The organism is Butyricicoccus porcorum (assembly GCF_002157465.1).
Classification (GTDB): Bacteria; Bacillota; Clostridia; order Oscillospirales; family Butyricicoccaceae; genus Butyricicoccus_A; species Butyricicoccus_A porcorum.
In genome coordinates this window covers 108,700-121,108 of sequence record NZ_NHOC01000009.1, presented here as the reverse complement: position 1 = coordinate 121,108, position 12,409 = coordinate 108,700, and the positions used below count along the sequence as shown (strand labels likewise).

Annotated in this window: 16 protein-coding genes and 1 tRNA gene; 12 read left to right on the top strand and 5 right to left on the bottom strand. The window is 53.8% G+C overall.

What is annotated here, in order from left to right; all coding sequences use genetic code 11:
* Positions 1–24: 24 nt before the first annotated feature.
* Positions 25–1,059, bottom strand: coding sequence for a bifunctional glycosyltransferase family 2/GtrA family protein (locus tag CBW42_RS10780; RefSeq protein ID WP_087021220.1), 1,035 nt, complete (start codon positions 1,057–1,059; stop codon positions 25–27).
* A 13-nt stretch (positions 1,060–1,072) separates the two neighbouring features.
* Positions 1,073–2,032 (bottom strand): RluA family pseudouridine synthase, encoded by a 960-nt coding sequence (locus tag CBW42_RS10775; RefSeq protein ID WP_087021217.1) that lies wholly within the window; start codon positions 2,030–2,032, stop codon positions 1,073–1,075.
* A 208-nt stretch (positions 2,033–2,240) separates the two neighbouring features.
* Between CBW42_RS10775 and CBW42_RS10770 the strand changes: the two genes are divergently transcribed.
* The 6 genes from CBW42_RS10770 (at position 2,241) to CBW42_RS10740 (ending at position 6,586) form a co-directional block, all read left to right on the top strand.
* Positions 2,241–2,744, top strand: coding sequence for a YceD family protein (locus tag CBW42_RS10770; protein ID WP_087021214.1), 504 nt, complete (start codon positions 2,241–2,243; stop codon positions 2,742–2,744).
* A gap of 56 nt (positions 2,745–2,800) precedes the next feature.
* Complete coding sequence (rpmF, locus tag CBW42_RS10765) at positions 2,801–2,983, top strand: 50S ribosomal protein L32 (protein WP_087021211.1); 183 nt, start codon at positions 2,801–2,803, stop codon at positions 2,981–2,983.
* Between the two features lie 322 nt (positions 2,984–3,305).
* On the top strand, positions 3,306–4,637 hold the full coding sequence (gene der, locus CBW42_RS10755) for a ribosome biogenesis GTPase Der (protein ID WP_087021205.1): 1,332 nt from the start codon (positions 3,306–3,308) through the stop codon (positions 4,635–4,637).
* On the top strand, positions 4,638–5,246 hold the full coding sequence (gene plsY, locus CBW42_RS10750) for a glycerol-3-phosphate 1-O-acyltransferase PlsY (protein ID WP_087021202.1): 609 nt from the start codon (positions 4,638–4,640) through the stop codon (positions 5,244–5,246).
* A gap of 41 nt (positions 5,247–5,287) precedes the next feature.
* On the top strand, positions 5,288–6,295 hold the full coding sequence (locus CBW42_RS10745) for an NAD(P)H-dependent glycerol-3-phosphate dehydrogenase (RefSeq protein ID WP_087021199.1): 1,008 nt from the start codon (positions 5,288–5,290) through the stop codon (positions 6,293–6,295).
* A gap of 24 nt (positions 6,296–6,319) precedes the next feature.
* Complete coding sequence (locus tag CBW42_RS10740) at positions 6,320–6,586, top strand: hypothetical protein (RefSeq protein ID WP_087021196.1); 267 nt, start codon at positions 6,320–6,322, stop codon at positions 6,584–6,586.
* A gap of 492 nt (positions 6,587–7,078) precedes the next feature.
* On the opposite strand, the gene rpmB is transcribed toward CBW42_RS10740, so the two are convergent.
* Complete coding sequence (rpmB, locus tag CBW42_RS10735) at positions 7,079–7,267, bottom strand: 50S ribosomal protein L28 (RefSeq protein ID WP_087021193.1); 189 nt, start codon at positions 7,265–7,267, stop codon at positions 7,079–7,081.
* A gap of 240 nt (positions 7,268–7,507) precedes the next feature.
* On the opposite strand from rpmB, the gene hprK reads away from it, so the two are divergent.
* Together hprK and CBW42_RS10725 are read left to right on the top strand one after the other, a co-directional pair.
* Positions 7,508–8,446, top strand: coding sequence for an HPr(Ser) kinase/phosphatase (gene hprK, locus CBW42_RS10730; RefSeq protein ID WP_087021190.1), 939 nt, complete (start codon positions 7,508–7,510; stop codon positions 8,444–8,446).
* Between the two features lie 59 nt (positions 8,447–8,505).
* Complete coding sequence (locus tag CBW42_RS10725; RefSeq protein ID WP_087021188.1) at positions 8,506–9,234, top strand: phosphatase; 729 nt, start codon at positions 8,506–8,508, stop codon at positions 9,232–9,234.
* Positions 9,235–9,463: 229 nt separating this feature from the next.
* Here CBW42_RS10725 and CBW42_RS10720 read toward each other — a convergent pair.
* Positions 9,464–9,537 (bottom strand) — tRNA-Gly (locus CBW42_RS10720).
* Positions 9,538–9,716: 179 nt separating this feature from the next.
* Between CBW42_RS10720 and CBW42_RS10715 the strand changes: the two genes are divergently transcribed.
* Both CBW42_RS10715 and CBW42_RS10710 read left to right on the top strand, forming a co-directional pair.
* Positions 9,717–10,091 carry a TetR/AcrR family transcriptional regulator gene (locus CBW42_RS10715; protein ID WP_087021185.1) on the top strand — a complete coding sequence of 125 codons (375 nt, stop codon included), beginning with the start codon at positions 9,717–9,719 and terminating at the stop codon, positions 10,089–10,091.
* An 8-nt stretch (positions 10,092–10,099) separates the two neighbouring features.
* Positions 10,100–10,288, top strand: coding sequence for a TetR/AcrR family transcriptional regulator C-terminal domain-containing protein (locus CBW42_RS10710; RefSeq protein ID WP_133058301.1), 189 nt, complete (start codon positions 10,100–10,102; stop codon positions 10,286–10,288).
* Between the two features lie 53 nt (positions 10,289–10,341).
* Here the strand turns inward: CBW42_RS10710 and CBW42_RS10705 are convergent, their stop codons facing one another.
* Positions 10,342–10,536 carry a hypothetical protein gene (locus CBW42_RS10705; RefSeq protein ID WP_087021179.1) on the bottom strand — a complete coding sequence of 65 codons (195 nt, stop codon included), beginning with the start codon at positions 10,534–10,536 and terminating at the stop codon, positions 10,342–10,344.
* 374 nt (positions 10,537–10,910) lie between these two features.
* Here CBW42_RS10705 and pyrR point away from each other — a divergent pair, with 374 nt between their 5' ends.
* Both pyrR and pyrF read left to right on the top strand, forming a co-directional pair.
* Positions 10,911–11,462 (top strand): bifunctional pyr operon transcriptional regulator/uracil phosphoribosyltransferase PyrR, encoded by a 552-nt coding sequence (gene pyrR, locus CBW42_RS10700; protein WP_087021176.1) that lies wholly within the window; start codon positions 10,911–10,913, stop codon positions 11,460–11,462.
* Positions 11,463–11,493: 31 nt separating this feature from the next.
* Entirely contained in the window at positions 11,494–12,402 is a 909-nt protein-coding gene (pyrF, locus tag CBW42_RS10695) for an orotidine-5'-phosphate decarboxylase (protein ID WP_087021173.1), read from the top strand.
* Positions 12,403–12,409: the final 7 nt, after the last annotated feature.

The following is a 12,409-nucleotide window of genomic DNA, read 5'->3' as shown; positions in this document are numbered from 1 at the left end:
TTGTTCTTGGAAGATAAAAAATGATTATGACTTGTGGAACACCCAGTTGTGCTGGATGAAATAGCTGGCAAAGAACAACGCGGTGTCCACTAATATTTTGATGAGCGTGAGCGGCAGGGGAAGGAAGGACAGCAGCCATACCAGCCCGCCGCTGGCGAGCATCTGGCACAGGAACAGTGCCAGATAGCGCAAGCCCTGTGCCCACCAGGCGTCCTGTGTACTGGAAAAGCTCCAGTTGCGGTTGAGTGTGAAATTCAACACGCCGGAACATACGCGCGCCCCGATGGTGGCGAGCAGGATGGCGCGTGCGGTGCGAGCGCGGAACAGGTGTGAGAACAGCGCGAACAGGACGATGTCCACGACAAAGCTGCCCAGCGATGCGGCGGCAAAGCGCAGCGGCATCGCATAGATGCGCGCGGAATCCGCAATCGGACGGAAGTGTGAGCTGCGGTTATCCTTTTCATAGATGGCTGCAATCGGGATATCATGCAGCGGAATGCCCTCCCGGGCGGCGGTGAACAGGACGTTCATTTCGTACTCGTATCGGCTTCCCGGGACGGATAGCGCGAACTCGAACAGAGATGCGGGAATGCCGCGCAGGCCGGTCTGTGTATCCGGGCAGGAAATACCGGCAGACAGCCGGAAAAACAGCGAGGAAAACCAGTTGCCGAAGCGGCTGCGTGCGGGGACGTTCCCGGTGGAAAAATCGCGTGTGCCGAGCACAATGCAGTCCGAATGCCGGGTGACCTCCTGCATCACGCGCAGGATATCGCGCACGGCGTGCTGCCCATCGCCGTCGGCGGTGACAACACCCGAAAGACCGGGGAATGCGGCTTGCGCCGCGCGTAAGCCGGTGCGCAGAGCCTCGCCCTTGCCGCGGTTGACAGCGTGATGGACAACCACACAGCCCATCGCCGCACAGCGGTCAAATAGCGCCTGCTCCGTACTGCCGTCGTCGATGACGACGATCTGTTCCACACCGGCCTGCTGTAATTGTCCGACGAGCGTGACCAGCGCATCGTCCGGGTCGAGCGAGGGAATGAGTACGGCGATGTTCATGCGTCCACCTCCATCAGCTGTCAAACAGGGACATGAATTCGACGCGCGGGACAGTAAATGTCCGCCCGTTCAGATAGGCGAGCGAGCCCGCATCAGTCGTGAAGTCGAAGCGCAGCTTGTAGGAGCACAGCGCCTGTGATTTGCGGTGATATTTGCGGTTCATATCGTTTGTGCCGTATTTGCTGTCGCCCAGCAGCGGGTGCCCCATATGTGCGAACTGCGCGCGCAGCTGGTGCGTGCGCCCGGTAATCAGGTCGCATTCGACGAGCGACAGCTCAGGCGTTTCGTTTATGACGCGGTATTGTGTGACCGCTGTGCGCGCGCCGGGAACCGGATGGTCGTGCACGCTGACACGGTGTTCGTTCTCGTGGCGCAGGATATAATTCTGGATGTGGCCTTCCCTGGGGCGCACATGCCCGCAGGTGACGCACAGGTAGCTCTTGTGTATCTCGCGGTCGCGGATCTTCTGGTTCATGACACGCAGCGCCTCAGCGGTTTTTGCCGCGATGACGATGCCGGAGGTGCCTCGGTCAATGCGGTTGCACAGCGACGGCGTGAAGGAAGCGGCATCGTTCGGATCCCAGCGCCCATATTGGTAGAGGTACGCATGAATGCGCGCGATCAGCGTATCCACCGTACCGCTGTCATCCTCGTGCACGACAAGCCCGGCGGGCTTGTTGACGAGCAGAATGTGGTCATCTTCATAGACGACGGATATATTGGGTTTGGCGGAGAGATATGTCGGCTGTTCTTTTTTCTTTGGCTTGCCGAAGAATTCGTCGTTGATATACAGCTGTAACAGGTCGCCTTCCTGCAAACGGTAGGCGAAATCTGTACGCTTACCATTGATTTTGATGCGCTTGAGACGGATATATTTGTGCATCAGGCCGCCGGGCAGCAGCGGCACGGCCTTTTCCAGGAATTTATTCAGTCGCTGTCCGCTGTCGTTTTTGGTGATTGTGAACTGTTTCACGGCGTCGGCCTCCTCTGGTTTTGTTCTGTTTTCAGTTTAAACGCAGGAAAGACAAAAAGCAATCTTTTTTGTGCGTACCGCTATACTTTGCACCAAAAATGTGCTATAATACATAAATCCAAAAAATGCGGGCGGGAATGCATTTTTTCTGTTGACAAACCGCATTTTTATGGGGTATACTAATAATTGACCGTCAGCGAGGATTGCTATGAAACTCGATTTGAAACGCATCGCGGTGACCGATGGGGAAACCATCCCGTTTTCCTACGACGCCGATCTCACGAAAGAGGAAATGAACGGAGAATACCCGTTCCGCACACCGGTTCATGTCGAAGGCGAGGTTCGGAACCATCTGGGTGTTCTCAATCTGCACGCAACCGTCCGCGCGCTGTATCAGACACAGTGCGCCCGCTGTCTGGCACCCGTCAATGTGGATCTCAATGTACCGTGCGACATGATTCTGTCCGCCGAGGTACAGGATGACGAGAGGGACGATATCTATCAGCTGGAAGGCGACAGCGTCGAGCTGGACGATATCGTGATTCCCGCACTGCTGCTGGAAGTCCATATGACTTACCTGTGTAAGCCGGACTGCAAGGGTCTGTGCCCGACCTGCGGCAAAAACCGAAACGAAGGTCCCTGCGGCTGTGACGGGCGGCAGATCGACAGTCGGCTGGCTGTCCTTCAGAAGCTCCTGGACAAGGATGACTGAAGACATGATTCCATCAAAAAAGTACTTTTAGGATAGACAGAGGAGGTGTTACCGAAATGGCAGTACCGAAGAGAAAGACTTCGAAAGCAAGACGTGATACGAGACGCAATAACGTATGGAAGCTTTCTGTCCCGGGCATGGTCAAGTGCCCGAAGTGCGGCGAAATGAAGCTCCCGCACAGAATGTGCAAGGCTTGCGGCTATTACAATGGTCGTGAGGTTGTAAAGGTTTCCGAGTGATTTCGGAGCACTTCAGCAGATTGACGAAGAAATAGAGAGGGCGGCCGCGGCTTCCTTCTCTATTTTTTTGCTGTCAGGCGGCAGGCCGCGCGTTTGCCGCGGCACCGTTCGCCTGTTTTCCCGCCGCGGTGCTTGACGGACACGCTGAGAAATGCGATAATCTCAGTAGAAGTGTCTGCGAAGAAACATGTATTAGAAAAGGATTGATGTTCCGGTGAAGCCGGGACAACGGCAGGGCGCTGCACCATGCCGCCCCTGTATAAATCCGCTGCAACGGATGTGGTTTGGAAGCATATCCGCAGGCAGAAAGGAGTATTCCATTATGGCAAAGCCAATTGTTGCAATTGTCGGACGGCCGAATGTCGGCAAGTCCCAGCTGTTTAACCGCCTGGCGGGCAAACGCCTGTCCATCGTCGAGGATACGCCGGGTATTACCCGCGACCGCCTGTATGCCGATTCGGAATGGCGCGGGCGCCCGTTTCAGGTCGTCGATACCGGCGGTATCGAGCCGAGCACGGACAACGAAATACTGAAATTTATGCGTATGCAGGCGGAAATCGCCATCAATGCGGCGGACGTGATTGTTCTGATGACCGATCTGCACAGCGGCATCACCGCAACGGATGAGGATGTTGCGACCATGCTGCGCCGCTCGCGCAAGCCGGTGGTGCTCGCGGTCAATAAATGTGACCGCCCGGGCAAGGAGCCGCCGGAATTTTATGAGTTTTACAACCTCGGTCTGGGTGAGCCGTATGCGATTTCCGCGCTGCACGGCTACGGTACGGGCGATCTGCTGGACGCCTGTTATGAATATTTCCCGGAGGAAGAGGGGAACGAAGAGGACAGCGAGTATATCAAGGTCGCTGTCATCGGCAAGCCGAATGTCGGAAAGTCTTCGCTCATCAACCAGATTTTGGGCGAGCAGCGCGTGATTGTCAGCAATATCGCGGGCACGACGCGCGACAGCGTCGATTCGCGCTTTGAAAACGAAAAAGGCAAATATCTGTTAATCGATACAGCGGGCATCCGCAAGCGCTCCCGCGTCGATGAAAAGGTGGAAAAATTCAGCGTCATGCGCTCCCTGATGGCGATTGAGCGGTCTGATGTCTGCGTCATCATGATTGACGCGACTGAAGGCGTCACCGAACAGGATACCAAGGTTGCAGGCGAAGCGCACGATGCCGGAAAGGCATGCATTATCGTCGTCAACAAGTGGGATCTTGTTGAGAAGGACGGTAAGACGATGGATCAATATACGCGCCGTGTGCGCGAAGGGCTGGCATATATGCCGTACGCACCGGTGCTGTTTTTGTCTGCGATGACCGGCCAGCGTGTTCCCAAGCTGTTTGATACCATCAATGCTGTTTATGAACAGAATGGCAGGCGTATCCCGACCGGCCAGCTCAATTCGCTGCTGGCAGAGGCGACGGCGCGCGTACAGCCGCCGACGGACAAGGGTCGCCGCCTGAAGATTTATTATATGACGCAGTCGGGGGTTCGTCCGCCTACGTTTGTATGTTTTTGCAACGACGCGCGGCTGTTCCATTTTTCTTACCAGCGCTATCTGGAAAACCAGATTCGTGAGGTATATGGTCTGGACGGCACGCCGATCCGCATGATTATCCGCGAACGCGGGGATAAGGAGAATGGCTAAATGGATTTGGTGGTCAATATTCTCGTCCTCGCTGTAGTGGGCTACCTGCTGGGCAGCATCAATTCAGCCATTCTGGTGTCCAAGCTGACCATGGGATATGATATCCGTACAAAGGGCAGCGGCAATGCCGGACTGACCAATGCATACCGCTGCATGGGCGGCGGCAGGACGCTGCTGGTACTGGTCGGCGATGTGGCAAAGGCTGCTGTTGCGCTGTATGTCGGCGGCATGCTGATGGGTGCTATGGGCAAGCTGATTGTAGGTGCGTTTGTCATACTCGGACATGTTTTTCCACTGTATTTTGGCTTTAAAGGCGGAAAGGGCGTGTTGGTTGGCGCGACTATGATCGCAATGTTCGACTGGCGTATTATCCTGATCCTGCTGGTGGTATTTCTCATACTGGTCGGCACCACGAAATGGGTTTCACTCGGTTCTGTGACAGCGGCAGCGCTGTTTCCGTTCCTGACCTATTTCTTTTACCGGGATATTCCGATGTTCGTGCTGACAGTTGCCATGGCAGCTGCGGTCATCTATATGCACCGCAGTAATATCGTTCGCATTCTGCACGGGGAAGAAAATAAGCTTACGCTGCACAGCAGCCGCAAATAATGGCGCTGCGCGGTGTACGATCAATACGGAGGAGTTTCTGCATGAAGATTTTTGTAGTCGGCTGCGGCGGCTGGGGTATGGCGCTGTCCATCCTCCTGCATGAAAATGGACATGAGGTCACCGCCTGGTCATTTTTTGAAGAGGAATGCCGTATGCTGCGCGAGGAGCACGGCAATGAGCGCCTGCTGCCCGGTGTAACGCTGCCGGAGGATATTGAGATTACCAATGACCTGACAGGTGCTGCGGAAGCAGATATTGTTCTGATGGCCGTGCCGTCGTTTGCGGTGCACTCGACCGCACAGCAGCTGTCGCACATCATTCCGCCGCAGACTGTGATTGTCAACGTCGGCAAGGGTCTTGACCGTGACAACGGCTATTGCCGCTTTTCTGAGACCATCACGAATGCGACAAATGGAAAAAATCCGGTTGTCGCACTGACCGGCCCGACCCATGCGGAGGAGGTTGCGCGCGGTATTCTGACTGCGATTCTGGCAGCGTCTGAGTCGCGCGCTGCGGCGACGCTCGTACAGCAGGCATTTATGAATGACCGATTCCGTGTCTACATCTCGCCGGATATCATCGGTGCAGAACTGGGCGGCTGCTTTAAAAATATCATCGCACTGGCAGCAGGTATTTGTGACGGTGTCGGACTGGGCGACAACTCCAAGGCAGCACTGATGACGCGTGGTCTGACAGAGATTGCGCGCCTTGGTGTCAAATTGGGCGGACGCAGTGAGACCTTTGCCGGATTGTCCGGTATGGGCGATCTGATTGTTACCTGCACCTCGATGCATTCGCGCAACCGCCGTGCCGGTATTAAAATTGGACAGGGCATGGATGCACAGCAGGCGATGAAGGAAGTCGGCGCTGTTGTCGAGGGCTATTATGCAACCGAGGCGGGCTATATGCTGGCAAAGAAGGAAGGCATTGACATGCCGATTACCTGCGCCATGTATGACCTGCTGTATCGCGGCAAACCGGTACAGGAATGCATCCAGAAGCTCATGGAACGCCCGCGCAAGAGCGAGATTGAAGACATCTGGAGATAATCATACAGACAGAGCAGCGGACACATGCCGGAATTTTATCGGCTGCGCCCGCTGTTTTGTGTGAAAATGAAAAATCTCCCTGCTGGGAGGGCGGTTGCTGAGAGCGCATATCTGGGGCGATTTGGCATGAAAAAAGCTCCCTGCGTGTTCGCAGAGAGCCAATTTATTCCCGTTGATATCAAATCAGATTGCGCGGGTAACCTTGCCGGAACGGAGGCCGCGTCCTGCCTGTGGCAGGCGAGCAAAGCGAGAGCGGGCCCCCGGCGAACTGAAATCAAGCGCGGCGCATGAACCGGAGGCAGGAGACCGGTGCCGAAGTCTCCGGCATGAAAAAAGCTCCCTGCGTGTTCGCAGAGAGCCAATTTATTCCCGTTGATATCAAATCAGATTGCGCGGGTAACCTTGCCGGAACGGAGGCCGCGTCCTGCCTGTGGCAGGCGAGCAAAGCGAGAGCGGGCCCCCGGCGAACTGAAATCAAGCGCGGCGCATGAACCGGAGGCAGGAGACCGGTGCCGAAGTCTCCGGCATGAAAAAAGCTCCCTGCGTGTTCGCAGAGAGCCAATTTATTCCCGTTGATATCAAATCAGATTGCGCGGGTAACCTTGCCGGAACGGAGGCCGCGTCCTGCCTGTGGCAGGCGAGCAAAGCGAGAGCGGGCCCCCGGCGAACTGAAATCAAGCGCGGCGCATGAACCGGAGGCAGGAGACCGGTGCCGAAGTCTCCGGCATGAAAAAAGCTCCCTGCGTGTTCGCAGAGAGCCAATTTATTCCCGTTGATATCAAATCAGATTGCGCGGGTAACCTTGCCGGAACGGAGGCACCGAGAGCAAACATTGACATGGCACGGAGTGCCGTTAACGATAGCCTTTACGCGGCGAACGTTGGGCTTCCAAGTACGGTTGGAACGTCTGTGCGAATGGGAAACCTTGATACCAAAAGTTACACCCTTGCCGCAAACTTCACACTTTGCCATCTTTCCTGCACCTCCTTATCTTTATCATTTGAGTAACGGATATTATAATACCACAACAAACAGAGAAATGCAAGAGCAATGGACAAAAATATTTGGCAGATATAAAAAAACAGAGCGGGCGCATTGCATTGACCAGAGGTATCCGTTATAATAATATATACAGTTGAGATATCATATATCCGTACTGCCGGGCTGGCAGAAACGGTGAGAGAAATAGGATAGCATAGGAGGCTGAAGGACATGCAACTGAAAGAATTCAGCGTAACACTTGGCCAGCTGATTACTGAGTTCAAATTTGAAATTATTTACGGCCCGGAAGGGTTTGAGAAAATTGAAATTACCACAGATGACGTCAACCGTCCGGGACTTCAGCTTGCCGGTTATTTTGATTATTTTGAACCAAATCGCCTGCAAATTATGGGAAAAGTTGAGAATACCTATGTAGAACAGTTTGAAAGTGAAAAGCGCTATGAAATCTTCGATCAGCTGTGTTCTACCGGTATTCCGGCTGTCATTATCACACGTAATATTGAAGTATTCCCCGAACTGGTCGAGGCTGCAAAAAAATATGACGTAGCCGTGCTCCGAACCAACGAATTTACGTCATCCGTGATGAACGCGATTGTCGCATCTCTGAAGGTTTCGCTTGCACCGCGCATCACGATGCATGGCGTACTGGTTGAAATCTACGGCGAAGGCGTGCTCATCCTCGGCGACAGCGGCGTTGGCAAGAGCGAGACTGCCATTGAGCTGGTCAAGCGCGGACATCGTCTGATTGCAGACGACGCCGTTGAAATCAAGCGTGTTTCTGACCGTACCTTGGTCGGCACTGCGCCGGAAATTATCCGCCACTTTATCGAGCTGCGTGGTATCGGTATTGTAGATGTCCGCCGTATTTTCGGTATGGGCGCCATCAAGGACACCGAACGCATCGACCTGATTATCAATCTGGAGCCGTGGGTAGAGGGCAAAATGTATGACCGCCTTGGCTTGGACAACCAGTATAATGACATCCTGGGCCTCAGCATTCCGTCGCTGACCGTTCCGGTACGCCCCGGACGTAACCTCGCCGTTATCATTGAGGTTGCCGCCATGAACCATAGACACAAGTCGATGGGCTACAATGCGGCAAAGGAGCTCAATGAGCGCATGATGAAGTCGATGGGTATGAACCAATAAAACGTTTGACACACCGCCTGACAGCTGCTTGTCAGGCGGTTTTTTACAAGGAGGATTGTATGAAAATTGTCGCAGATATGCACACGCACACCAATGCCAGCACACATGCATACAGCTCGCTGCATGAGATGGTGCAGGGCGCAAAACGGCAGGGGCATATTGCCATCGCCATCACGGATCATGGCCCTGCCATGGACGACGCGCCGCACTGGTGGCATTTTGGAGCCAATCGCCCGTTTCCGCACAGGATTGACGGAGTCTATGTGCTGTGGGGCATTGAATATAATATTCTGCCGCCCAACGGCGGCATTGATCCCATTTCCTTGGAGGCGGCAGAATCGCTGGATTATACGATTGCCTCGTTCCATGGGCCGTGCTATTCCCCGGCAGACCAGCGCGCACATGACCTTGCGCTGGATACCATTCTGAAAAATCCACTCGTCATGTGCTTCGGCCATCTGGGCAACAGCAAATTCCCGTTCGACAAGGAAAAACTCATCTCACAGTGCAATCAGTATGGCAAAATCGTGGAGATTAACAACAATTCCACACGCGTGCGCAAGGGCAGCTGGGAGAACTGTACAGAAATCGCAAAGCTGTGCGCAAAATACCGCGTGCCGATTATGGTCACATCGGATGCGCATTCGGAATTTGCTGTCGGGCAGGTGGATGCCGCGCTGGAGCTGGTGCAGTCTGCGGGTGTGCCGGAGGAGCTGGTTATCAATGCAGATGAAAACCGCCTGCGAAATTTCCTGCTGGAACGTAGGGGCATTGATATTTTTGCATGAGGATACCGAAGCGGCAGCCTTCCGACTGCCGCTTTTGTCATTTTGGTTGGATAGAAGCCTGCTGTCAGATCGGACGCAAGTCGGGTTTCAAGGGCTCTCTCAGATTTGGTATCATACGTGCGGACACACGGTCGATCGGTGTGTCCGTTTTTTGTTTGTAGAATATCACAGGATTAGAATAACATCAAAAAAACAACCCTGCATTCATACTGAATACAGGGTTTGATTTTGGAGCAGGTAACGGGAGTCGAACCCGCTTATGCAGCTTGGGAAGCTGCCGTTCTACCGGTGAACTATACCTGCGTATCAGTTTCGTAACATATTTACTATACCATATCTGGAATTCGGTTGCAAGTAAAATATAAATTTTTATGCGGCAGGGCACGGGAATTGCGCATGGAACTGTTGCTTATCGGCACGCTGTATAGTATAATACAAATCAAATAAAATTGTACAGTGAAGGCTGTATTGGAGGAGTATATATGGCAGCGCAGAAAGAAGACAGAAGAATTCGGCGCACAAAGCGGCTGCTGCGGCAGGCGTTGGCGGAGCTGATGAACGAAAAGGAGTTCAAAGATATCACAGTAAAGGAAATTACAGACCGCGCGGATCTGAATCGCGGTACATTTTATTTCCATTACACGGACACCTATGATCTGCGTGAAAAAATCGAGGATGAATTGGTACATGATTTTAAGGAGGTCATTTCCAGCTACAGTCCAACGCCGGAAAATTATTCTGCAAGGCATATGCTGGAGCAGGCTATGGGATATATTCAGGAACAAAAATTTCTGATTCGGACGCTATTTCACAGCAGCAGCGTCGGGATGGCCTGCAAAGCAAATTCACAGTGGTGATCGAGGACATGATTACCAGGGTGCAGGAGCAGCTGAATCTGAATGATACCGGCAAACAGGCAAAATATATCTGCCGGTTCTGCTCGAGCGGCATCATCGGATGCCTGAACATGTGGCTTCAGGAGGGAGAAGGCATGACCGGCAAGACGCTGGTTGACTGTCTGGATGATATGATTAACCGCGCGATTGTGATCTGAAGATCGTATGTAACCGGGGACGGCTTCTGTCGGAAGAGCCGTCCCTTTCTGCATCATTGCACCATTTTGTCGACCGTGTTTGCGGCATCCTGTACCGCCTGACTGACCATGCCTGCCGTTTTGTGCGCTGTGCGTGAGATTGTGCGTCCGGTGTTCGTTCCGGCGAGCGTATAATTGACTGCCATTACTGTTGCGGCAGCACCTGCAAATCCGGTGATGACACCAGTTAGAAAAGAACCTGTACGCATCGCTGCATTCCCCTTTCTCCGAGTCTGGTATCAGCATGCCCGTCGGACGCGAAACGTATGCAGGAAAATGCAGGGGATGGTTTCAAAATGTATATTTTTTGATAACTGGACAAAATATTTGGCGAAAACAGGCGCATCCTGTGCATTTCGACGGAAAGTTTGTCCGCATTTCGGTTTACAAAATCCGCCGTGCGGTATATAATAAAACACAAGAAAAAACTGCACCTTTAAGCCGTTCCCGTGAGTTCGGCAAGGCGTTCGGAACAGTAAGTGAAGAAGGGGAATTGGGTTCAAATTACCCACCTTTGGCTTTTCGGCTTCCCGCCTGTTTGGTGCGGTGAGCCGTTTTTTATTTTCCGATGGGAGGGGAACGGATGAAGCAGGTGAAAAAGGCGGAAATCATGGATGAAAACGCCATGCGGCGTGCGATTAATCGGATTTCATATGAGATCATTGAGCATAACCACGGCAGCACGGGGATTGTTCTGGCGGGTGTGCGCACGCGCGGGGTGTTCCTTGCCGAACGCATTGCGGACAAAATCGGTGAGGTGGAGGGCACACGCCCGCCTCTGGTTTCGCTGGACATCACCGCATTCCGCGACGACAAGCAGGGCGGTACCGATGCCGCACAGCTGCCGGTGATCGAGGATATTGAGCACAGCAGCGTGATTATAGTCGATGATGTACTGTCTACCGGCCGAACAGTGCGTGCGGCGATGGAAGCCGTACTGCATATGGGGCGCGCGCAGTGCATTCAGCTCGCCGCGCTCATCGACCGCGGTCACAGAGAACTCCCCATCCGTCCGGATTATGTCGGCAAGAATCTGCCGACCTCGCGTGCGGAAACCGTTCGCGTTTATATGAAGGAATATGACGGCAGGGATTGCGTCGCCATTCTGACTGACGCAGAAGCCGAACAGGAATAAGACACACACCAATCCACAGGAGGAAGAGATTATGTCTGTCAATGCACTGGTAAGCAAGATTCGCGAGAAAAACAATCCGACTGTTGCGGGGCTGGATGCCCGTCTGGAGTATATCCCGGACCATATCACCGAAAAATATGTTGCAGAGTACGGTAAGACGCTGAAGGCAGCAGCTGCGAGTATGATGGAGTTCAATAAGGGCCTGATTGACGCGCTGTGTGATATCGTGCCGGCGATCAAGCCGCAGGCGGCATATTATGAGCTGCTCGGCCCGGAGGGTGCGATTGTCCTGCGCGATACCATCGCGTATGCACACGAAAAGGGCATGTATGTCATCGCGGACATCAAGCGCAACGACATTGGTGCAACGGCAACCGCCTATGCACAGGCATATCTGGGTCGCAGCGAGGTCTGTGGCGAGAGTCTGCCGGTCTACGACAGCGACTCCTGCACCGTGAATGCTTATCTGGGTACGGACGGCATCAATCCGTTCCTGACTGAGTGCAAAAACCGCGACAAGGGCATTTATGTCCTCGTCAAGACATCCAACAAGTCTTCCGGCGAGTTCCAGAACCGCCTGATGGGTGACCAGCCGCTGTATGTCCGCATGGCGGAGAAGGTCGCGGAATGGGGCGAAGACCTCATGACGGAGTGCGGTTACTCGCAGGTCGGTGCGGTTGTCGGTGCAACCTATCCGGAGGAGCAGAAGATCATCCGCAAGATTATCCCGCACAGCTACTTCCTCGTACCGGGCTACGGCGCACAGGGCGCAACCGCAAAGGATATTGCCAATGCGTTTAATGACGACGGCCTGGGCGCAATTGTCAACTCTTCCCGCGGCATCATGTGTGCATGGAAGAAGTGCGACCTCGATTATCAGGAAGCCGCGCGTCAGGAAGCAATCCGCATGCGCGATGATATCGTAAGCGCAATCCGCTGATCTGCGG

Bases quoted from the DNA above. Each gene is read 5' to 3' on its own strand.
- CBW42_RS10710 (WP_133058301.1), top strand. From the start codon at position 10,100: ATGATTACCAGGGTGCAGGAGCAGCTGAATCTGAATGATACCGGCAAA.
- CBW42_RS10705 (WP_087021179.1), bottom strand. From the start codon at position 10,536: ATGCGTACAGGTTCTTTTCTAACTGGTGTCATCACCGGATTTGCAGGT.
- CBW42_RS10740 (WP_087021196.1), top strand. From the start codon at position 6,320: ATGCCGGAATTTTATCGGCTGCGCCCGCTGTTTTGTGTGAAAATGAAA.
- pyrF (WP_087021173.1), top strand. From the start codon at position 11,494: ATGTCTGTCAATGCACTGGTAAGCAAGATTCGCGAGAAAAACAATCCG.
- pyrR (WP_087021176.1), top strand. From the start codon at position 10,911: ATGAAGCAGGTGAAAAAGGCGGAAATCATGGATGAAAACGCCATGCGG.
- CBW42_RS10770 (WP_087021214.1), top strand. From the start codon at position 2,241: ATGAAACTCGATTTGAAACGCATCGCGGTGACCGATGGGGAAACCATC.
- plsY (WP_087021202.1), top strand. From the start codon at position 4,638: ATGGATTTGGTGGTCAATATTCTCGTCCTCGCTGTAGTGGGCTACCTG.
- rpmB (WP_087021193.1), bottom strand. From the start codon at position 7,267: ATGGCAAAGTGTGAAGTTTGCGGCAAGGGTGTAACTTTTGGTATCAAG.
- CBW42_RS10715 (WP_087021185.1), top strand. From the start codon at position 9,717: ATGGCAGCGCAGAAAGAAGACAGAAGAATTCGGCGCACAAAGCGGCTG.
- hprK (WP_087021190.1), top strand. From the start codon at position 7,508: ATGCAACTGAAAGAATTCAGCGTAACACTTGGCCAGCTGATTACTGAG.
- rpmF (WP_087021211.1), top strand. From the start codon at position 2,801: ATGGCAGTACCGAAGAGAAAGACTTCGAAAGCAAGACGTGATACGAGA.
- CBW42_RS10725 (WP_087021188.1), top strand. From the start codon at position 8,506: ATGAAAATTGTCGCAGATATGCACACGCACACCAATGCCAGCACACAT.
- der (WP_087021205.1), top strand. From the start codon at position 3,306: ATGGCAAAGCCAATTGTTGCAATTGTCGGACGGCCGAATGTCGGCAAG.
- CBW42_RS10780 (WP_087021220.1), bottom strand. From the start codon at position 1,059: ATGAACATCGCCGTACTCATTCCCTCGCTCGACCCGGACGATGCGCTG.
- CBW42_RS10745 (WP_087021199.1), top strand. From the start codon at position 5,288: ATGAAGATTTTTGTAGTCGGCTGCGGCGGCTGGGGTATGGCGCTGTCC.